The organism is Tateyamaria sp. LSS28 (assembly GCF_059611725.1).
In genome coordinates, this window is sequence record NZ_JCAPFI010000007.1 from 220,272 (window position 1) to 240,773 (window position 20,502).

Below are 20,502 nucleotides of genomic sequence, written 5' to 3' on the forward strand. Positions count from 1 at the left end.
CCCAATCTTCCCTCCGCTCCCCTTTCAAGGATTTGAAAATGAACCAGGAACTGACAAACAACCCGTTCAACCCGCTGACGCCGCCCAAGGTCTTTGACGAGATCAAGGTGAGCCTGGCGTCGCCCGAACGCATCCTCTCGTGGTCGTTTGGCGAGATCAAAAAGCCCGAGACCATCAACTACCGCACGTTCAAGCCCGAGCGTGATGGCCTGTTCTGTGCGCGTATCTTTGGCCCGATCAAGGATTACGAATGCCTGTGCGGCAAGTACAAGCGCATGAAGTACCGCGGCGTTGTCTGCGAGAAATGCGGCGTGGAAGTCACGCTGCAAAAGGTCCGCCGCGAGCGGATGGGCCACATCGAACTGGCGGCTCCCGTCGCGCACATCTGGTTTTTGAAATCGCTGCCCTCCCGCATCGGTCTGATGCTGGACATGACGCTGCGCGATCTGGAGCGTGTGCTGTACTTTGAAAACTACGTGGTGACCGAGCCGGGTCTGACCGATCTGTCCTACGGCCAGATGTTGTCGGAAGAAGAGTTCATGGACGCGCAGGACGCGTTCGGCATGGACGCCTTCACCGCCAATATCGGTGCCGAAGCGATCCGCGAGATGCTGTCCCAGATCGACCTTGAGCAAGAGGCAGAGACCCTGCGCGCCGATCTGAAAGAGGCGACAGGTGAGCTGAAGCCCAAGAAGATCATCAAGCGTCTGAAAGTGGTCGAGAGCTTCCTGGAGTCCGGCAACCGCCCGGAGTGGATGGTTCTGACCGTGATCCCCGTGATCCCGCCGGAACTGCGCCCTCTGGTGCCGCTGGATGGGGGCCGTTTTGCGACGTCCGACCTGAACGATCTGTATCGCCGGGTCATCAACCGGAACAATCGTCTGAAGCGTCTGATCGAACTGCGCGCGCCTGACATCATCGTCCGCAACGAAAAGCGGATGCTGCAGGAATCTGTCGATGCGCTGTTTGACAACGGCCGTCGCGGCCGCGTGATCACGGGTGCCAACAAGCGCCCGCTGAAATCGCTGTCGGACATGCTGAAAGGCAAGCAGGGTCGTTTCCGTCAGAACCTTTTGGGTAAGCGGGTCGACTTCTCGGGCCGTTCGGTCATCGTGACCGGGCCGGAACTGAAGCTGCATCAATGTGGTCTTCCGAAGAAGATGGCGCTCGAGCTGTTCAAGCCGTTCATCTATTCGCGGCTTGAGGCGAAGGGGCTGTCGTCCACCGTTAAGCAAGCCAAGAAACTGGTCGAGAAAGAGCGTCCCGAAGTTTGGGATATCCTTGACGAGGTGATCCGCGAACACCCTGTCATGCTGAACCGTGCGCCCACGCTGCACCGTCTTGGCATTCAGGCGTTCGAGCCCGTGCTGATCGAAGGCAAAGCCATCCAACTGCACCCGCTCGTTTGTTCGGCCTTTAACGCCGACTTCGACGGTGACCAGATGGCTGTGCACGTCCCGCTGAGCCTTGAGGCGCAGCTTGAAGCACGCGTGCTGATGATGTCGACGAACAACGTTCTGTCGCCTGCAAACGGCGCGCCGATCATCGTTCCTTCGCAGGATATGATCCTGGGTCTCTACTATGTGACCCTGGAACGCGAAGGCATGAAGGGCGAAGGCATGGTCTTTGGTTCGATCGAGGAAGTGCAACACGCCCTCGACGCTGGTGTTGTGCACCTGCACTCAAAGATCACCGCTCGTGTTCCGCAAATCAACCCCGAAGGGCTTGAGGTGATGGAACGGTTCGAAACGACCCCGGGTCGTGTCCTTTTGGGTGCTCTTCTGCCGCTCAACAACAAGGCACCGTTTGCACTGGTGAACCGTCTTCTGCGGAAGAAGGAAGTGCAGCAGGTGATCGACACCGTCTACCGCTATTGTGGTCAGAAAGAATCGGTCATCTTCTGTGACCAGATCATGACCATGGGCTTCCGTCACGCGTTCAAGGCGGGCATTTCGTTCGGCAAGGACGACATGCTGATCCCCGACACCAAGTGGACCATCGTGGATGAAACCCGCGATCAGGTGAAGGACTTTGAACAGCAGTACATGGACGGCCTGATCACCCAGGGCGAAAAGTACAACAAGGTGGTCGATGCCTGGTCGAAGTGTAACGATAAGGTCACCGACGCGATGATGGGCTCGATCTCGGCGGATCGTCGGGATGAGAGTGGCGCTGAAATGGAGCCGAACTCGGTCTACATGATGGCGCACTCCGGTGCCCGTGGCTCGGTCACGCAGATGAAGCAGCTGGGCGGGATGCGCGGCCTGATGGCCCGTCCGAACGGTGACATCATCGAAACGCCCGTGATCTCGAACTTCAAGGAAGGTCTGACCGTTCTTGAATACTTCAACTCGACCCACGGTGCGCGGAAAGGTCTGTCGGACACCGCTCTGAAGACGGCGAACTCGGGTTACTTGACCCGCCGTCTGGTGGACGTCGCACAGGACTGCATCGTGCGCGATCTGGACTGTGGCACCGAAAACGCCATCACTGCCGAAGCGGCCGTGAATGACGGTGAGGTGGTTGCATCGCTGGCCGAGCGTGTGCTGGGCCGTGTTGCCGCCGATGACGTGCTCAAGCCCGGCACCGACGAGGTGATCCTGGCAGCCGGCACGTTGATCGACGAGCGTATGTCGGACGCCATCGAAGAGATGGGCGTGCAGTCGATGCGCATCCGGTCACCGCTGACCTGTGAGGCCGAAGAAGGCGTGTGTACGATGTGCTATGGTCGTGACCTGGCGCGCGGCACCATGGTCAACACCGGTGAAGCGGTCGGCATCATTGCCGCCCAGTCCATCGGTGAACCGGGCACGCAGCTGACGATGCGGACCTTCCACATCGGCGGCGTTGCGCAAGGTGGCCAGCAGTCGTTCCTGGAAGCAAGTCAGGAAGGCAAGATCGTCTTTGAGAACGCGCAGACGCTGACCAACGCAGCAGGTCAGGTTCTGGTCATGGGCCGGAACATGAAACTGATCATCCAGGACGAGAACGGCGACGAGCGCGCCAATCACAAACTGGGCTACGGTACGGCATTGTTCGTCACCGATGGTCAGGATGTAAAGCGTGGCGAAAAGCTGTTTGAGTGGGATCCATACACTCTGCCGATCATCGCGGAGAAAGCCGGTACTGCGAAATATGTCGACCTGGTTTCGGGCCTTGCGGTTCGCGACGAGACTGACGAAGCAACCGGCATGACCCAGAAGATCGTGATCGACTGGCGGACCGCACCGAAAGGCAACGAGCTGAAGCCGGAAATCATCCTTGTGGGTGAAGACGGTGAGCCCGTGCGCAACGATGCGGGCAACCCGATCACTTACGCGATGTCCGTGGACGCGGTTCTGTCGGTGGAAGACGGTCAGGAGGTCGCCGCTGGTGACGTCGTGGCACGTATTCCGCGTGAAGGCGCCAAGACCAAGGACATCACCGGTGGTCTGCCACGTGTGGCTGAACTGTTCGAAGCCCGTCGTCCCAAGGATCACGCGATCATCGCCGAAATCGATGGTTACGTGCGCTTTGGCAAGGACTACAAGAACAAGCGCCGCATTGCGATTGAGCCCGCCGACGAGACCATGGACAAGGTCGAGTACATGGTGCCCAAGGGCAAGCACATCCCGGTAGCTGAGGGCGACTTCATCCAGAAGGGTGACTACATCATGGATGGCAATCCCGCCCCCCATGACATCCTTGCCATCATGGGTGTCGAGGCCTTGGCCGACTACATGATCAACGAGGTGCAGGAGGTCTATCGTCTGCAGGGCGTGAAGATCAACGACAAGCACATCGAGGTCATCGTCCGGCAAATGCTCCAGAAATGGGAGATCGAGGACTCGGGCGACACCACGCTGCTGAAAGGTGAGCACGTGGACAAGCAGGAGTTCGATGCTGCGAATGAGAAGGCGCTGTCGAAAGGCGGACGGCCAGCTCAGGGTGGTCCGATCCTGTTGGGTATCACCAAGGCGTCACTGCAGACCCGGTCGTTCATCTCGGCTGCGTCCTTCCAGGAAACAACCCGTGTGCTGACCGAAGCGTCGGTGCAGGGCAAGAAAGACAAGCTGGTTGGTCTGAAAGAGAACGTGATCGTGGGCCGTCTGATCCCTGCCGGGACCGGTGGTGCAACACAGTCCGTGCGCAAGATCGCATCGGACCGCGACAACGTCGTCATCGAAGCCCGTCGGGAAGAGGCCGAAGCAGCTGCTGCCCTGGCAGCACCGGCTGCCGAAGATGTGGTGGGTGGCGATGTGTTCGACACGGTTATCGACCATTCGGAAGACAGCCGCGACTGATCAGGTTTGCAGTTTGAAAATCAAACCCCCGCCAGAGATGGCGGGGGTTTTCTTGTTTTTGCGCGCTGTGGAAGAGTGCGAGCCGCCCGTTCGCCCGCAATTGGGTCATCGCTGGTCCCGAGGCACGTTTCTTTGGTTGCCGATGGTGAGAAGAGGCCCGTTGAAGGGCGTTCAGATCAAGGATGCCAGCTTGAGCCTTTGGATTTTCCCGGATGGTCCTTTCGGCAGCTCCTTCAGAAAGTGGATGCTTTCCGGGGATTTGAATGCGCCAAGCCGTTGGTGGCACAGGGCGATCAAGGCAGCCTCTGAGAGCTGTGACCCGGGTTTTACGCTGACGGCAGCTTCGACCCGTTCACCATAGCTTTTGCAAGGGCGAGCGAAGGCAGCCGCTTCGATGATGTCCGGCTCGGAATAGAGAACCTCGTCAATCTCGCGGGGGGCGATGTTCTCACCCCCCTTGATGATCAGCTCTTTCAAGCGACCGGTCACAAAAACATAGCCGTCTTCGTCTATGTGCCCGAGATCCCCGGTGCGGAGCCATTCTCCGGCAAAAGTTTTGGCTGTGGCCTCCGGGTTGTGCAGGTATTCGGCCATCACGTTCGGGCCGCGAATGGCGATTTCACCCTCTTGCAGGGGCGGTGCATCCTCAAGATCGGCGGTCAGGATGCGCACCTTGTTGCCAAAGGCGATGCCGGGGGATCCGATTTTCCGTGTGCCGGGGGGGAGTGGGTTTGAAAGAATTTGCGCTGCAGTTTCGGTCAGTCCCATTGTCTCGATGATCGGAACCTTGAAGCGCTCCTCAAAGGCGGATTGAGTCTCGACCGCCAGGGCGGAGGAGGCAGAGCGCCCAAATCTCAGCCGGGTGGAAACATCTGTGTTCGGGTTGGTTTCGCTGTGCAGAAGATGGCTGATGATTGTCGGCACGACCGAGAACCAGGTTACCTTGGCACAGTCGGCCTGTTCCCAGAACTGGCTGGCTGAAAACTTGGCGGTCATCGCCAGCGATCCGCCAGAGACGAGTGACCCCATCAAGGTGACGCAAAGCCCGTTGATGTGGTAGATTGGCAAAACGCAAAAGCCGCGATCCTTTGCCGATAGGTCATGTGCGATGGCAGTCGTCCATCCGCCCGCGAGCAGGCTGGCGTGTGCATGCACGACACCTTTTGGCTGACCGGTTGTGCCGGACGTGTACATCAGCAATGCATGCTGCGCGGCATCGAAAGTTGCCAACGACGCCCGCTGCGCCAGCATGTCTGGTTCAAGGATTGTCAGTCGGGTTGGTGCAACCCGAGCAATCACGTCCCTCTGACTGTCGTGGACAAAGGCGTAGCGCGCACCGCTGTGATCGAGGGCATAAGCGATTGCATCAGGGCCCGCCGCCAGATTGATCATGGTTGCCCGAAACCCACCATAAAGAGCGGCATAGAGCCCCACGACACCGGCACGACCGTTGGGATGAACGATGGCTACGCTTTCGCCGGGGGCGACACCTTGCCCTGCCAGTCCTTCGGCCGCTGCTCGGGCCTCATCGCGCAGGGTTCGCCAATTAAGCGCATCCCCCGTTTCGGGGAACACAATCGCGACGCCACCCGTGTCTGCCCTGGCATCAAGCCAGTCCTTCACGGTGCCTTTGGGCGGCGTGTTCCGGTCAAGGATCATTGTCCGGCTTCGTTCCAGTAGTCGCCAAAAATCTCATCGAGTGCGGGTTCATTGGCCGGGATTTCCCGCACGATCTTGGTGGTTTGCATGAAGTGGCGCCAGTGCAGGTTGGTATCAATCGAATTGCCACCCCAAGACCCGCACCCCATCGACAGCGAAAAGGGCATGCCATTGGTGAACGATCCGCCCGTGGCAAATGTATGGGCCTGATTGACGATCACCCGGCTGGTGGGGATTGCCTGTGCGAGGATCAATGGCCGGTCTTCCATTTGCGTATGCAGCCCGACGGAATGACCCGCGCCCTGGTGCAACTCAATCTCGCGGGTGATGCGCACCGCATCCTCGAAATCCTTTGCACGATAGACTGTCAGAACCCGGCTGAGTTTCTCGCCCGACAGCGGATGATCGGGCCCGATGCCTGATGTTTCGACGGCCAGATAGGATGTGTCGGCCGGCACCTCATCTGTCAGCCCGAGTGCGGCGATCATCTTGTCTGCGTCCTGCGCGATGGCCTTTGGGTTCAAGTGGCCTTTGACCCACAGCTTGGACGTGACCTTGGTTTCGTCCCGGATCAGTGCGCCGCCCGTACGGGCCATTTCGGTGGCAAAGTCGTCATAGATCGCGCCCACTACAACGACAGCGTTCTCGGATGAGCATGAGGTGGCGTTGTCGAACGTCTTGGACGCTTTAATTTTCTCGGCTGTCGCTGCCAGATCTGCTGTTTCGTCAACGATCACCGCCACGTTGCCTGCCCCAACGGCGAGTGCGGGTGTGCCCGACGTGTAGGCGCGTTTGACATTGTTCTGGCTGCCGGTGACGACGATCAGATCGGTGATCTCAAGCAGGCGCTGCGTCGTTTCCTTGGAGCCGCGTCCGGGGATCATCTGGACAAGATCCTTGTCGATGCCCAGCTTGTCGAATTCGGCGTGGATGTAGCCCAATAGTGTTTCGCAGGTCGGCACGCCTTTGGGGGAAGGCGAAACGACGATGGCGTTGCCGCATTTCAACGCGTTGATGATGTTGTTTGCAGGGGTCGCGCCCGGATTGGTCGAGGGCACCACCGCTCCGATGACACCAATGGGCCGGGCCACCTCGGTGATGCCAGTGGCCGGGTCGTCGGCGATGACGCCATATGTTTGGACTTCTTTGATGTCACGCATCAGGCCAAGGGTCTTGCGATGGTTCTTGGTGATCTTGTCGGGCACGTTTCCCAGGCCGGTGGTCTCAACCGCGAGCTCAGCCAAATGGCGGTTGCGGGCGGGCTCCATGATCGCCCAGGCGGCGGCCTGCGCGGCCCGGTCGTATGCTTGTTGCGATCCATTGCGTTCAAAGGCGCTTTGGGCCGCCCGCGCGCGGGCTACGATGGCTTCCACGTCTGCAATGGGATCAATGGTGTTCATGGGTGTGTCCTGATTAGGGTGCAGCGCCCGCCAATCGGGCGCTGCACCTGTGATTTAGAGACCGGCCAGCAGTTCTTCGAGTGTTTCCTGGCGTGCAGCCCACATTTTGAGCACTTCGTCGCGCGTCATGATGTTCATGGGTGAGCCGCCTGCAGCCATCCGGCTTTGAACCCGACCGTTTTCGAACATAGTGGGCACGGTTGCGGCCAGCTTGTCGATGATCGGCTGTGGCGTACCCTTGGGCACCATCACACCGCGGAAGTTGACCGACGCGTTGTCGATGTCAAAACCCTGTTCCATCATTGTGGGGACATCCGGCAGGAACTCTTCGTTCCGCTCCAGATCGAAGACACCGAGGATTTTTACGTTGCCCGCTTCACGCGCGCGGAATGCGTCAGACAGGTTGTTCACTCCGCCCAGAACCTCGCCTGCGATGACGGCACGCATCGCACCTGCGCCCCCTTTGTTGTTGGGGATGTAGGCGAGTTTCACGCCCGCTGCCTTTTCGAGCTGGAGCGCGGCAATGTGGTGACCTACGAACAGACCGGCACCAGAGAACGTCAAGCCGCCCGGGTTTTCCTTGGCATAGTTGACGACGTCTTCCATCGAGTTGAATGTGCTGTCCGCACCAACAACAAAGACCGCAGGGTCTGCACCCCAGTTCGCAATAGGTTCAAAGCTTTCGGCGGAGTAGGACACGCCGCCTTCGATTGACTGCGCGATGAAGTGCGGGATATTGTAAGCACCCAGCGTGTAGCCGTCAGCCTCCGCCTCGGAGGCGAACCAGTTCCAGCCAACGCGGCCGCCCGCGCCGGGACGGTTGACGATGGCGATGGGCATGCCAAGCGCATCCTCATTCCCGGCGGTCATTGTCACGATGCGCGCCTGGAAATCCGTCGCACCACCGGCACCGTAGCTGACCATCATCAGGATGGGCCGTTCTGGATAGGCTTCATGGCCATCGGCATGCGCCGACCCCGCCATTGCGGCGAGTGCAAGCGCCGCCCCTGTGATCCATTTTTTCATTTTATTCCTCCCTTGGGGTTAAATCTGCCGCTTTTGCGGTTCAGAAGAATATCTCTCGCGGTGTGAAGACATTCAGCAATGCCGCGAAGAGACCGTACATGACCGCCATAAAACCGGCGGTGATCAAGATCCGTTTGATCCAGCTTTTGATGTCTGAATGCGGGGCCGGATCGTAGAGCGATACGAGGACAAAGAAGGCAATGGCGGTTGCCGTGTAGAACCCCAACCCCTTCGCCGCCCAGAAGACATAGATGATTGCAACAATCAGCCCCGGCAGCATCTTACGCATCGCCTGGGCGCTGATCCCGTTGCCGACTTTGGTCCGCCCAAGGACAGCCTTGACGAACGTCCAGATGGCGAGAACTGCAAATACCGATGAGATCAGTCGTGGGAAGACAAATGCGTCTGCTGGTTCCTGCGTGAAACTGATGTAAGCGACGCTGATGCCAACCCCGGCGATAAGACCTGAGGCGATGATGTGCTGGCTGCGGGGCAGATCGCTCATGACATGGCCTCTTCCTTGGCGACGGCGTCGTCCTTGGTGGTGTAGCGACGCGAGGCCACCTCCATCCAGATCGAGTAGCTGATGGAGGCCAGCACGATCAGGATCAGCAACCAGTTGAGCCAGCCCGTGAAGAAATAGGTGCCCGTTCCAACCGTCGCGTTGGCGATCATGGAGCCTTGTATGAAATTCGCTTCGGCAATGGGTCCCAGGATCAGACCAAGGACAAGCGGTGCTGCCGAGAAGCCGAACCGTTCAAGAAAGTACATCGCCATCCCCAGCGTCGCCATCACATAGACATCGCCCATGGAGTTCTGAACCGAGTAGCTTCCGAAAACGGCCAGGCCCAGCACAATTGCGGCCATCACCGCATGCGGTACCCGTGCAACGCTGGCCGCCAGCCCAGCGATGTAAAGCCCGAAGACACACATGAGGATTTGCCCGATCAGCATGGAGTCGATGAATGTCCAGGCGACTTGCGGGTAGTTCATGAAGAGATCAGGACCGGGGAAAATCCCGTGGATCAAAAGCCCGCCAAGCAGCACCGCCGCTGTGGGTGAGCCCGGAATTGAAAGCGTGAGCAGTGGTACAAGAGAGGGTCCGACCATTGCGTTATTGGCACTTTCCGCCGCGATGATGCCTTCGCTATGGCCGGTTCCGAATTTCTGGCTTTCCTTGCTGAATTTCTTGGATTGGTCATAGGCCACCAACCCTGCGATCTGGCCACCGACCCCGGGGATCAGCCCAATGATGGAGCCTGTCAAAGTTCCTATTGTCAGCGCTGTCTTGCGTTTGATCACTTCGACGACGGCGAGCCGGATCGGATGCCGCTTGACGCTGATCACCTCAGCATCATCGCTTGAGCGTCCCTTGGTGAACATGGTGATCACCTGCGGGATGGCGAAGAGGCCAATAAGCGCGGGGATTACGTTGATCCCCCCGCTGACCGACGGATGGAATATGAAGCGCTGCGCCCCCATGATGTCGTCAAAACCAATTGTCGCGAGCCAAAGGCCGATGCACCCGGACAGCAAACCCTTTACGACCGAGCTGGAGTCGAGGGTTCCAATCACGGTCACGCCGAGGATTGCCAGCCAGAACAGATGGGATGGACCGAATGCCAGTGCCCATTGCGCAAGGACGGGGGTGAGGAAAATCAAAAGGAAGACACCGAACAATCCGCCCACTGCTGACGCGAGGAAGGAAAGCTGCAGCGCCTTGGCACCTTCGCCCTTGGTCGCCATGGTGTGCCCGTCCAGCGTTGTGGCGATATTGGCTGGCGCGCCGGGGATTTTTAACAAGATTGCACTCACCGCGCCGCCAGCCACGGTTGATGTATAGGCGGCCCCCAGCAGGATCAGCCCCTGTTGCGGTTCCAGTTGAAAGGTGAAGGGGATCAACAGCGCAACGGCCATTGTCGGCGAAAGCCCGGGTGTGGCCCCAAGGATCAGGCCGCCAATCGTTCCGAGTAACAACAGCCCGAAATTAATCGGGGTGAAGACATCGCCCATGTAGAACAGAAAGTCCATCAGGCCCAACTCCTCCCAAACTCAGGCTTGACCAGTTACGCTAAGCAATGAAAATAGTTTTGCAAATGTTTTCATAAATTTCCGAGTTTGGGTATTTAGGTGTCTGAAACAAAAACAAAAAAAGTGGATATCTTGACCGTGGCAAAAGCCGCGCGCGTGTCAGCGTCGACGGTTTCACGCTACTTCAACCATCCAGACTTGCTTAAGCCCGCGACGCGCAAGCGCATCGATTCCGCGGTGCGTAGGACGGGATACATTCGAAATCGTGCGGCCCAAACCATCCACGGCATTCGTTCGGGAACGATTGGTGTGCTTATCCCGACATTGGACCACGCGATTTTTGCCGAAGTTGTGCAGGCCTTTTCCGACACCGTGGCCGAAAAGGGTTTTACTATTCTTCTCGCCTCGCACGGGTATGACTTGCAGCGCGAATACGCGATCTTGCGTAAGTTCCTTGAACATCGCGTAGATGGGGTCGTTCTGACGGGTCTGGATCATGATGACGCTGTGTTTCAGCTTCTTGACCAGCAGGAGATCCCTTGCGTGCTGATGTGGAACCACGCGGCAGGATCGCGCTTCCCCTGTATCGGTGCAGACAATGAACAGGCAGGGCGCATGATCGCGGAGCATGTCTTGTCACTGGGGCACCGAAAGATCGCCTGCATGTTTCCACCCACTGACGGCAATGACCGGGCGCTTGCCCGGCGCGACATCGTGTTACAGACTTTGAAAAACGCAGGTGTATCCGTTCCCGATGCTTGGTCTCTCACCACCGTTTACAGCATCTCTGAGTCGAAAACGGACGCTCGAAAACTGTTTTCTGGTCTCAACCGGCCCACCGCTCTGATTTGTGGCAACGACATCCTTGCAACCGGGGCACTTTATGGTGCCAAGGCGGCAGGGCTATCGGTCCCAAACGATATCTCGATCGTTGGGATTGGCGACTTCAAAGGGTCGTCGGACATCGAACCTGCGTTGACGACAGTGCGGCTTCCGGCAAAGCGTATTGGTCACGAGGCCGGCAAGGCCCTGGTCGCTGCAATCATCGACCAAGAGACCTGGGACCAGCGCAGTTTACACTGCGAACCTACGCTCATGCTTCGTCATTCTGCGCGGGCGGTGTCAGTTGGGTAATGGCGAAAGCGCTTCTTTCCTTGAAGTTGGCCCGACCGGAAATAGCCGTTTTGGGGGCCATAAAAAAACCCGGCGCGAGGTAGTCCTCACGCCGGGTTTCCTGAACTGTCAGCGGCTTAGTTGATCCAGCCGTTCACGACGTCCATGTTTTCGGCCACCCATTCTTCGGCCACATCTTGCGGATCCATCTCGTCCCGACCGATTGCCAGGATCCAGCCGTTCACGACCGCAGGATCCAGTTGAATCTGGCTCAGGAACTTGGCCGCGGGTGGGTTCCGCTCTTCCAGCGACTTGGAGTAGCTGACAAAGATCTGAGCGTCCGGCGTTTTGCAGCCTGCTTCGGACACTTCCAGCCAGTCCTCACCATCCAGCTGCAGGTTCAGGCAGCCTTCTGAGTGCTCGGGCTCTGCCAGTGGCGCGATGTCATAGGCGGCGTGGATCCATTCAGGCGTCCAGTAGTAGAACAGGATCGGTTTCTGGTTGCCGTAGGACGATTTCAGCTGTGCCTTGAAGGTCGCGTCCGAGATGATCTCGGGCTCCCACAGTTCGGAGAGGCCATAGGACTTCATCTTGACCTGCCAGATCTTCGTGGATTTCCACGACGCGTCACCGGCCCAGTATTCACCCTTGCCGTTGCCGTCCTTGTCGAACATGGCCGCAACCGCCGGGTCCTTCAGATCCTCGAACGAGCTGATCTGGTCGGACATGTAGGCGGGCACGTACATTTGTTGTGTACCGGCATAGGGCTGGTTGTGTGCCACTGTGCCTGCATCTTCGATGAAGCGATCCCATGGGCCTTGCTGGTTCGGCATCCACATGTCGGTCCAGACGTCGGCCGAGCCGTCGCCCTTGTCCATACCGGTCGCGATGATCGCCTGGTCGGACAGACCTTCGACGATTTCCGCCTCAGACCCGAGCGGCCCTTCGATCACGGTCTTGATGACGTGCGCGATGGCTTTGGCACCGGTCCAGTTCAGGTCCGAAATGGCTACCTTTTCCTGGGCCGAGGCACCGACTGCGGCAACCGACAGGGCCCCTGCAGCGGTGAGGGTTGTCATGAGTTTCATATGTGTCTCCCTTATTGAACTCATTCTTGGTTAGTGTTTGACGGTGTTGGCTTTCTGCACAACGCGGTCGATCATCATCGCCAGAAGTGCGATGCCGATGCCGGCCAGGATGCCAGCGCCTGTGCGGGTATTTGCGAGGGCTTCGGTCACGATAAAGCCCATGCCGCCCGCGCCGATCAGTGCGGCTACGACGACCATGGACAGCGCCATCATCACCACCTGGTTGACGCCTGCCATGATCGAGGGAAGCGCCTGGGGTAATTCCACCTTTGTCAGCAACTGACGGGGGTTGGCGCCAAAGGCGAGCGCCGCTTCCTTGGTGTTTTCAGGCACGTGTTTGATCCCGAGCGCTGTCAGGCGGACCATGGGTGGCATGGCGAAGATCACCGTGGCGAGGATGCCCGGCGGCTTGCCTATTGAGAAGAAGGCGACCGCAGGCAGCAGGTACACGAACGACGGGATCGTCTGCATGATGTCGAGGATGGGCGTAATGATCGCCTGTCCGCGTGTCGACTTGCCCACCCATATGCCCAGCGGCAGGCCGAAGACCACGCAGATGATCGATGCCGCGACCACGAGGCTCATCGTGTCCATGGCCGTTTGCCAGAAGCCGAAGAGGGCGAGGTACACGAGAGAGGCGGCTACGAATATGGTTATTCGCGCCCCGGCCATCGTGTAACTGATGGCCATGATGGCCCCCATGGCGATGATCCACGGCGTGCCTACGAAGACGGCGGTGATGGCTGACAGCATTGATCGAAGGAAGGTCGTGATCCCGTCAAAGAAGAAGCCGTAGAAGGCTGTGAGGTAGCCGATGCCGTCATCGATCAATTGCGCTGTGTAGCTGTTCAGGTTGACCGGCGGCAGACCGTCGCGCGGTGCTTCACGGCGCACAAAGCGGTTGCCGTCATCGTCCCGGGGATAGGTGACGGTGTCGCGCCGTTCGAGCCAGACAATGGTGGGAAATTCCCCGATGATCATGCAGTCGAATTGATCCTTGAACGCCACCTCTTCGCCTGCTGCAATGGATCGTGCCTGTTTGATGCAAGTCCGTTCTTCGGGTGGGAATTGCGAGGCGCGATACAGCATCAGTGGTGCGATCATGGCGACGATGACCGCAGCCCAAATCAGCCGTTTCATGTCCCATCCCGAGGGTTTGCTGTGATCCACCCGCCAGACATTGTATTGCCGGAAATAGATGCGGTCGGCGAGCCATCCAAACAGCACACGACCCAGGACAAAGATGATCACAGCCGCCCAGAGGCTGGACATCGTCCAGTCTTCGTAGCGAACCACGAGGAAGTCCTTGCCGTCGATCACGGCCTGTTCCGCAGCACGGGAGAATTTCCAGACCTGCATCAGGTAGACGGCTGCCACGAGGTCGATCAGGAAGCCGATCCAGAACAGCATTTTGTTGGCGCGGATCGCGGCCCAGGGAAAGCCAGCAATGGCAGCCAACCAGTTGATGTGGGTGGAAGGCAGCTTGGCCTTTTGGATCGATAGGAACGTCTGGGCGAAATAGCCGCCAGACTTGTCGGCGAAATCGGCAAAGGGCTTGGTTTCATCCGTTGCTGCCGCTGGCGCACCGCCCATTTGATCGGGTGTTGTATCGGTCATTTTATGCCTCCCCCTGAACGCCGTGCAGGATTGCATCTTTGGACACGACGCCCACAACGTTGCCGTCATCCTTGATCAGGACCGGATGGTCTTGGTTGACGCTGAGCGCGATCAGTTTGTCGAGGTCGTCATCCGGTTCCGCCACGGGTGCCTCGGCCTGTGCCACAGGCCCTTTACGCGCCTCGTAGGCGGCCAGTGGCTCCATAACCGTGTGGGCGTAGAGCAATTTCAGCTTCGAGATACCCGCCACGAAGTCGGCCACATAGGCGTCCGCCGGATTGGTCACGATGTCTTCGGGCGTGCCGACCTGCACGATCTCACCATCCTTCATGATGGCGATGCGGCTGCCCATGCGGATCGCTTCATCCAGATCGTGGGTGATGAACAGCGTCGTCTTGTTCATTGACTTTGACAGTTCGAGGAACTCGTCCTGCAAGACGCGCCTGATGAGCGGGTCGAGGGCCGAGAAGGGTTCGTCCATCAGCAAGATGTCGGGGTCGGCGGCCATTGCGCGGGCAAGGCCCACACGCTGCTGCATCCCGCCGGAGAGTTCGGAGGGCAAGCGGTCACCATAGCCTTGCAGGCTGACCAGTTCGATCACGCGGTCTGCGACTTGCGCCCGCGTGTAGGCGTCGACATTGCGCAGCTCCAGAGACAGGGCGACGTTGTCACGCACCGTGCGGTGCGGCAGCAGGGCCATGTTCTGGAACACCATCCCGATCTTGTCGGCGCGCATGGCCCGCAATTCTTCGGCATTCAGTTGGCCGACATTGGCGCCGTTGATCAGGATCTCTCCGCCCGTGGGTTCGATCAGACGGTTGATATGGCGAACAAGGGTGGATTTGCCTGAGCCCGACAGGCCCATGATGCAGAAGATTTCTCCTTCACCGACCGAGATCGACACGTCCTTGACCCCGACAACGGCGCCGAATTCTTCCAGCACGTCCGCCTTTGACAGGTTGTCCCTGCGGACGGCTTCCATGGCTTCGTCAGCCCGGTTGCCAAATATCTTCCAAACGTTGCGGGTGACGACCACCCCTTCTTCTGTATTTTCGGTCACGCGCGTGCCTTTTCTCTTTTTGGGTCCAGGAAGGGCAGGTCGACAAGCGTAGCACCTAGGCGCTTCATATGTCCGTCCAGTTTGCCCACTTCCAGTTCCGTGCCGGGTGCGGCGTTTTCGATGGCGACCCGCGCCATGCATATGGCATGGCCGAGCGCAGGAGAGTGGCAGGCGCTGGTGATCGTGCCCACCTGTTCGCGGCCGACAAAGATGCCATCGCCGTGGCTTGGCACCTCGTTTCCGACCATGGATAGCCCCACGAGTTTGCGTCGGGGGGCAATGTTATTACGCTCAAGCGCGGCGCGTCCGATGAAGTCAGGTTTCTTCAGATCGACTGCAAAGCCCAGCCCGGATTCAAACGCATCCATGTCGGGGCCGAATTCTGCGCCGGCGATCATCAAGCCTGCTTCGATCCGCAGCATTTCGAGCGCGTCACCGCCCATCGGCACCAAGCCAAGCGGGGTTCCCGCGTCGATCAACGCGTCCCAAATGGCAACGGCGTCGTTGCTGTCGCAAAAAATTTCGTATCCCAGTTCACCTGTGAAACCAGTGCGACACAGCATGCACATCGGCCCCTCCCGGTCGTGAAGCCGGGCAATGGTGAAGCCGAACCACTTAAGGTTATCAAGTGTGGGACGGGACGGTTGGGTAAAGACCAGCTTGCGCAGGATGTCCCGTGACTTCGGCCCCTGCAGCGCAAGGTTCTGCATCTTGCTGCTATGGCTTAGGACCCGCACGTTCAGGCCATGCGCCTCTGCCTGTTCGCGCAAATACAAGCCGGAATTATCCGATCCACAGCACCAGCGGAATGCGGTGTCTTCCAGCCGGAACAGGGTCCCGTCGTCCAGCACGGATCCGCGCTGATCGCACAGCAAGGCATACAAGCCGCGATGGACAGACAGCTTGGCCACATTGCGTGTCATGCAAAGCTGCAAAAGCTCTTCGGCATCCGGTCCCACGATGTCGAACTTCCTGAGCCCGGACATGTCCTGCAGGGTGGCGGCGTTCTTGCAGGCCCAATACTCGGCAACCGCGCCGGTTGCGTCATACTGTGTCGGCATCCAGAGTTGCCGGGCGACCTGGTAGCTGCTTGTCAGTTTCGAGATGCGTGGGTGGAAGGCCGAATGGGCCGTCATCTGTGCAGCATCTCCAGGATTTGACCGCCACGACACCGCGTGTTGGATATCGCTGTTTTCTTCATAAATACGCACGTGAATATCCGTTGGGTTCCAGCCATTGATGGGATCGACATCATCGGGGCAGGCCGTAGACACGCAGACCAGATCCGTCAGCGCCTGAAGGGCCACGTAATCTCCGGGTCGTGACCATGCCTCGTCTGTTGCGATGTGATGGTCTTGCCAATCGATCCACGAGTTGAAAAAGAAGTTGATCGCGGGCCAGGCGCGCCGCGATTGAATGCCGTAGGGGTCAAAGGCCGCACTTATGTTGTCGGAACAGTTGATGTGGCCGGGAAATCCGCGTTCCTCGTACCCGCGTGCGGTGCAGGCAAGCGCAAAGGTGTCGTGCCGTCCGACGGTATCCTGGCGCACCGCCAGCAGCGGTTTCATGTCCTGATCAAAGAACTTGTCGTGCAAGCCGGGCAGGGGATAGGCGCCGCGTGCCAGTGTGCGGGAAACGGCACTGTCGATGTACCGTTCGGTTCCTTGGTCCAGTGCGTCACTGCGCATCGCCATGAAATCCGAGCACTGCTGCCCGTCGACATCAATAATCTGGACGAATTGCCCCTTTATTAGTGTGTAAGCGTGTGCCGTACCGCGGCTGACACGCCATTCGTCAACAACACGGCCCATCGGTTCGGGCAGCGATGCGTCACGGATCGATCCAGTTGGAGGTTGGACGGACAGAGCGACAAGACCGCCGCCACCGATACTGAGATATTCCCGTGACACGGGGACGATGCAAAACAGGTCAGCGTCCTCGGTCATCTTCGCAATGTGGATGTCACCCGGTGCGTCTGATGCGCCAAAGATGCGCAGGCCGCGGCCCCGGGCAAGATCACTGTCGCGTCCATGTGCGAGCATGTCCATCTGACGTTTGTCAAACCCATCGACGGGCAGTGGCTGACCAGCTTCGCCGACTTGCGCAAATGCCGAGAGGTCAAAATCGCGGGTACTGTCCGTCAGCGCGGTCAACCAGACGTCACATCCGCCGTCCACATTGGTGATCGATATCACCGAGCCTGCGCGAACGCGTATCCTGCCCATTTCGCCGTAACGTATGTCGCGGCGGAGTGCGGCGGCGTCCTTTAGACCCTGATACCGCGCGCGAGCAGGCGTGTAGGTATCGCTTCGTTTTAGCACGTGGCTATTCCCTGTTTGGTTCAAGCGTCAATTGATAGGTGCGCTGTGTAACCGGTTACATTTGAACACTTGCGAATCGCTTTGGTCAAGCATCTGGTGCGGAGGAGGGGGATTATCGTGGCAAAAATCGCGGCAAGTATCAGAGATGTGGCACGGGACACCGGGTTATCCACGGCGACGATCTCTCGCGTCGTGAATGGTGACACGAAGGTCAGCGAAAAGACCCGGCAACTTGTGCTGGATGCGTGTAGCCGTCTTGACTATCTGCCCAACCCGGCGGCTCGCGCGCTGTCAACGCGCCGGAGCAGAGTGGTGGCTGCCATTATCCCGACAATTGAGCATTCGGTCTTTGCCAAGTTCATTTCAGCCATCGAACGGACGCTCGGCCTGCATGGCTATTCCCTGGTTCTTGCGATCTCGAATGCCGATGAGGCAGAGGAATTGGCGGCAGCCCGCAAGCTGTTGGGTATGGGCGCGGATGCTTTCATTCTCAGCGGTCAGACGCATTCTGCGGCACTGCTTGAGATGTTAGCCAAGCGACAAGTGCCGTTTGTCTATACTTCCGTCTGGGATCCGGACTGCGAGCAACCCACCGTGGGATATGACAATGCCGATTTGGCAGGCCAAGCTTTGCGGCATCTGTACGCCAATGGGCACAGAAGGGTGGCAGTCGTCCATGGGCCGCTTGTTGAAAGCGACAGGACAGTGGCGCGCCGGGATGGCGCGCGGGCATTGCGCGGCCTTTTCGATACGCTGGATTTCTTCGAAACGCCATTGAGTGTGGCGGGGGGCAAAGCCTGCGTTGGTCACCGGTTGGCGGATGGGGGAGGGTACTCCGCATATCTGTGTTTTTCCGACGTGCTTGCACTAGGCGCTTACTTTGCTTGCGCAGACGTAGGCAAACAGATCCCGCAAGACGTGTCGGTCATGGGGTTTGACAACCTCGATTGGGCGGAGGCCGTTGTGCCGCCGCTCACGACCATCGACCTGCCTGCGTCTGGCATGGGGGAAGCTGTGGGCACCCACATCGTGGAATGCCTTGAAACCAACGCGCCGATGCAAAGCCAACACCTGACCGCGCGCATCATTGAGCGTGGGTCAGTGGCGCTGCTGACTTAGCGGTCCTACATCGGTAACCGACCGTTCTGTACGTGTCGCTGAGTGCTGTGACGCGACGCAGGTTACGTTTCTAGTCGGATTGGTTCATCGGTTGAAAGCCACGCCCCAATGGTCTCCATGCACACACCGTCAGGAGAGTCGCCCCGGCGGCTGCCAAGACAAAGGGTGATATCAGTGCAAATGAACGCGGTATTGTCTCTTCTGCCACGCCCACGACCAGCCCGGACAGCAGCAAGCCGATGGGCATCATGCCCCAGGCCAGCAGGCGATAGATGCTGTTCACGCGTCCAAGCAAGGCGTCGGGAATGTATCGTTGGCGGTAAGATACCGAAACGGTATTCCAGATCAGGCCGGTGAACTCGAACAATGCCAGAACCAGAGCCAGCACATAACCGTTCGGTGCAAATGGGATGATGGCGAAGGCCACGGCCGACGCCAGTGTCATCCACTGGGCGGCCCTATTCTGACCAATGACTTTCACCACCTGGTCCGCCACTAACCCTCCGGCAATCCCGCCGATCGCACCAGCGGCGAGGATCAGCCCGTACCCTTGTGCCCCGATCCCTAGATTTTCTTGCACGTGCAAAATGAGTGCGATCACGACCATCTGATGCAGCAGGTTCCAAACGCCGGTGATCACGGCAAGCACCTGAAGAAAGGGGGCTGCCCGCAGGAAGGCGATACCTTCGGCCAGATCGGCACGCAGTGAGCTTTGCTGTGTGCGAGTTGGTCTGAAATTGCCAGGTAGCGTTAGTATGAGCAGGGCGGCGAGCGCAAACATGACGGCATTCATTGAAAAAGGCGCCCAGACCACGGCGGCGATCAGAAAGGCGCCGAGCGCGGGGCCAAGCAGCGAATTGCCAACCAGTTCAACACTCCAGAGCCGACCGTTGGCCTTTTCAAGTTGATCGTGCGGCACAAGGGCCGGCAACATGGTTTGAGCGGCATTATCCCGAAAGACCTCGGCCGTGCCCACAAGCAGCGCACAGGCGAGGAGAGCATAAAAAAGAAATGGGTCCGATGTTCCGTCGTTGGGCGCGGGTGCCAGTGGGGACGCGGTCCAGACCAGGATCGTGGCGGATGCAAAGGCAACTGCGCGCAGAACGTCCATGCCTAGAATGAGCTTCCTGCGATCCACGCGGTCCGTCACCACTCCGGCAGGCAAGGCAAACAGGAACCACGGCAGTCGCAGTGCAATGGGCATGAGCGCAATCAAAAGCGGATCGCGGCTGAGCAGCGAAGCGATCCACGCCCATACAACCACGGCAATGCCATCTGCCAGATTTGTCATGCCGCTCGCGGCAATGAAACGGGGCAGACGGTTGGGCTTGGACATGGTCACCTCGTTACAAGCGATGGACCATGTGTAGGGGTTTAAGTGAACTTGAGGTCAAGCCCCAAACGGACGCCTTGTTTTTGCTTGCGGCTGTGAAGCAGAAACCGCTCGGAAATCACTCGTACTCGTGACGAATGGTTATGTTTTCCCCGTTCTCGCGCGTGATCTCGCGCGCGTAAAATTCATTCAGCAAAAGATCATTATCGAGGACACCCGACACACGGATGCGTTCGCCGCTTTTTAGGTCAATCATTTGCGGCCCAAGGTACACACGCACCGTGCCAGATTCATCGCGCAGCCGGATTTCATCGCTGTCAAAAAACTTGTCTACAAAACCTTCGACAGTGGCGGTCTGGCCACGTTGCATACTGGCGATGGGTACAACGTCGGACAGTGCCGGAGTTGTAATGCCGATGACGACCGCCAAAGACAGAAAAATACGCATATGA

The 20,502-nt window shown here is 58.7% G+C and carries 14 protein-coding genes; 3 read left to right on the plus strand and 11 right to left on the minus strand.

Going from position 1 to position 20,502, the window contains the following annotated elements; genetic code table 11:
• The first annotated feature begins 38 nt into the window (after nucleotides 1-38).
• Entirely contained in the window at nucleotides 39-4,283 is a 4,245-nt protein-coding gene (gene rpoC / locus AC53L6_RS20805; protein ID WP_299211423.1) for a DNA-directed RNA polymerase subunit beta', read from the plus strand.
• 171 nt (nucleotides 4,284-4,454) lie between these two features.
• On the opposite strand, the gene AC53L6_RS20810 is transcribed toward rpoC, so the two are convergent.
• The 5 genes from AC53L6_RS20810 to AC53L6_RS20830 are packed head-to-tail and all read right to left on the minus strand — an operon-like array spanning nucleotide 4,455 to nucleotide 10,399.
• On the minus strand, nucleotides 4,455-5,942 hold the full coding sequence (locus tag AC53L6_RS20810; protein ID WP_496909226.1) for an AMP-binding protein: 1,488 nt from the start codon (nucleotides 5,940-5,942) through the stop codon (nucleotides 4,455-4,457).
• Nucleotides 5,939-7,342, minus strand: coding sequence for an acylating sulfoacetaldehyde dehydrogenase (sauS, locus tag AC53L6_RS20815; RefSeq protein WP_496909227.1), 1,404 nt, complete (start codon nucleotides 7,340-7,342; stop codon nucleotides 5,939-5,941). The genes AC53L6_RS20810 and sauS overlap by 4 nt, the downstream gene beginning before the upstream one ends.
• 54 nt (nucleotides 7,343-7,396) lie before the next feature.
• Nucleotides 7,397-8,368, minus strand: a complete 972-nt coding sequence (locus AC53L6_RS20820) for a tripartite tricarboxylate transporter substrate binding protein (protein WP_496909228.1) — start codon at nucleotides 8,366-8,368, stop codon at nucleotides 7,397-7,399.
• A gap of 40 nt (nucleotides 8,369-8,408) precedes the next feature.
• Nucleotides 8,409-8,873, minus strand: a complete 465-nt coding sequence (locus AC53L6_RS20825) for a tripartite tricarboxylate transporter TctB family protein (protein ID WP_496909229.1) — start codon at nucleotides 8,871-8,873, stop codon at nucleotides 8,409-8,411.
• Nucleotides 8,870-10,399, minus strand: a complete 1,530-nt coding sequence (locus tag AC53L6_RS20830; RefSeq protein WP_496909230.1) for a tripartite tricarboxylate transporter permease — start codon at nucleotides 10,397-10,399, stop codon at nucleotides 8,870-8,872. Before AC53L6_RS20830 ends, AC53L6_RS20825 begins: the two co-directional genes overlap by 4 nt.
• 99 nt (nucleotides 10,400-10,498) lie before the next feature.
• Here AC53L6_RS20830 and AC53L6_RS20835 point away from each other — a divergent pair, with 99 nt between their 5' ends.
• Nucleotides 10,499-11,533 (plus strand): LacI family DNA-binding transcriptional regulator, encoded by a 1,035-nt coding sequence (locus AC53L6_RS20835; protein ID WP_496909231.1) that lies wholly within the window; start codon nucleotides 10,499-10,501, stop codon nucleotides 11,531-11,533.
• A 116-nt stretch (nucleotides 11,534-11,649) separates the two neighbouring features.
• Here the strand turns inward: AC53L6_RS20835 and AC53L6_RS20840 are convergent, their stop codons facing one another.
• From AC53L6_RS20840 to AC53L6_RS20855, 4 genes are read right to left on the minus strand one after another with little or no spacing between them, the layout of a single operon-like run.
• On the minus strand, nucleotides 11,650-12,600 hold the full coding sequence (locus tag AC53L6_RS20840; protein WP_496909232.1) for an ABC transporter substrate-binding protein: 951 nt from the start codon (nucleotides 12,598-12,600) through the stop codon (nucleotides 11,650-11,652).
• A 30-nt stretch (nucleotides 12,601-12,630) separates the two neighbouring features.
• Nucleotides 12,631-14,217, minus strand: a complete 1,587-nt coding sequence (locus AC53L6_RS20845; protein ID WP_496909233.1) for an ABC transporter permease — start codon at nucleotides 14,215-14,217, stop codon at nucleotides 12,631-12,633.
• 1 nt (nucleotide 14,218) lies between these two features.
• Entirely contained in the window at nucleotides 14,219-15,277 is a 1,059-nt protein-coding gene (locus AC53L6_RS20850; protein ID WP_299211447.1) for a quaternary amine ABC transporter ATP-binding protein, read from the minus strand.
• Entirely contained in the window at nucleotides 15,274-17,598 is a 2,325-nt protein-coding gene (locus tag AC53L6_RS20855) for a DUF1989 domain-containing protein (protein ID WP_496909234.1), read from the minus strand. The genes AC53L6_RS20850 and AC53L6_RS20855 overlap by 4 nt, the downstream gene beginning before the upstream one ends.
• Before the next feature lie 117 nt (nucleotides 17,599-17,715).
• On the opposite strand from AC53L6_RS20855, the gene AC53L6_RS20860 reads away from it, so the two are divergent.
• Nucleotides 17,716-18,717, plus strand: coding sequence for a LacI family DNA-binding transcriptional regulator (locus AC53L6_RS20860; protein WP_496909235.1), 1,002 nt, complete (start codon nucleotides 17,716-17,718; stop codon nucleotides 18,715-18,717).
• 70 nt (nucleotides 18,718-18,787) lie between these two features.
• Here the strand turns inward: AC53L6_RS20860 and AC53L6_RS20865 are convergent, their stop codons facing one another.
• Nucleotides 18,788-20,053 carry an MFS transporter gene (locus AC53L6_RS20865; RefSeq protein WP_496909236.1) on the minus strand — a complete coding sequence of 422 codons (1,266 nt, stop codon included), beginning with the start codon at nucleotides 20,051-20,053 and terminating at the stop codon, nucleotides 18,788-18,790.
• A 115-nt stretch (nucleotides 20,054-20,168) separates the two neighbouring features.
• Complete coding sequence (locus AC53L6_RS20870) at nucleotides 20,169-20,498, minus strand: hypothetical protein (protein WP_299745276.1); 330 nt, start codon at nucleotides 20,496-20,498, stop codon at nucleotides 20,169-20,171.
• Nucleotides 20,499-20,502: the final 4 nt, after the last annotated feature.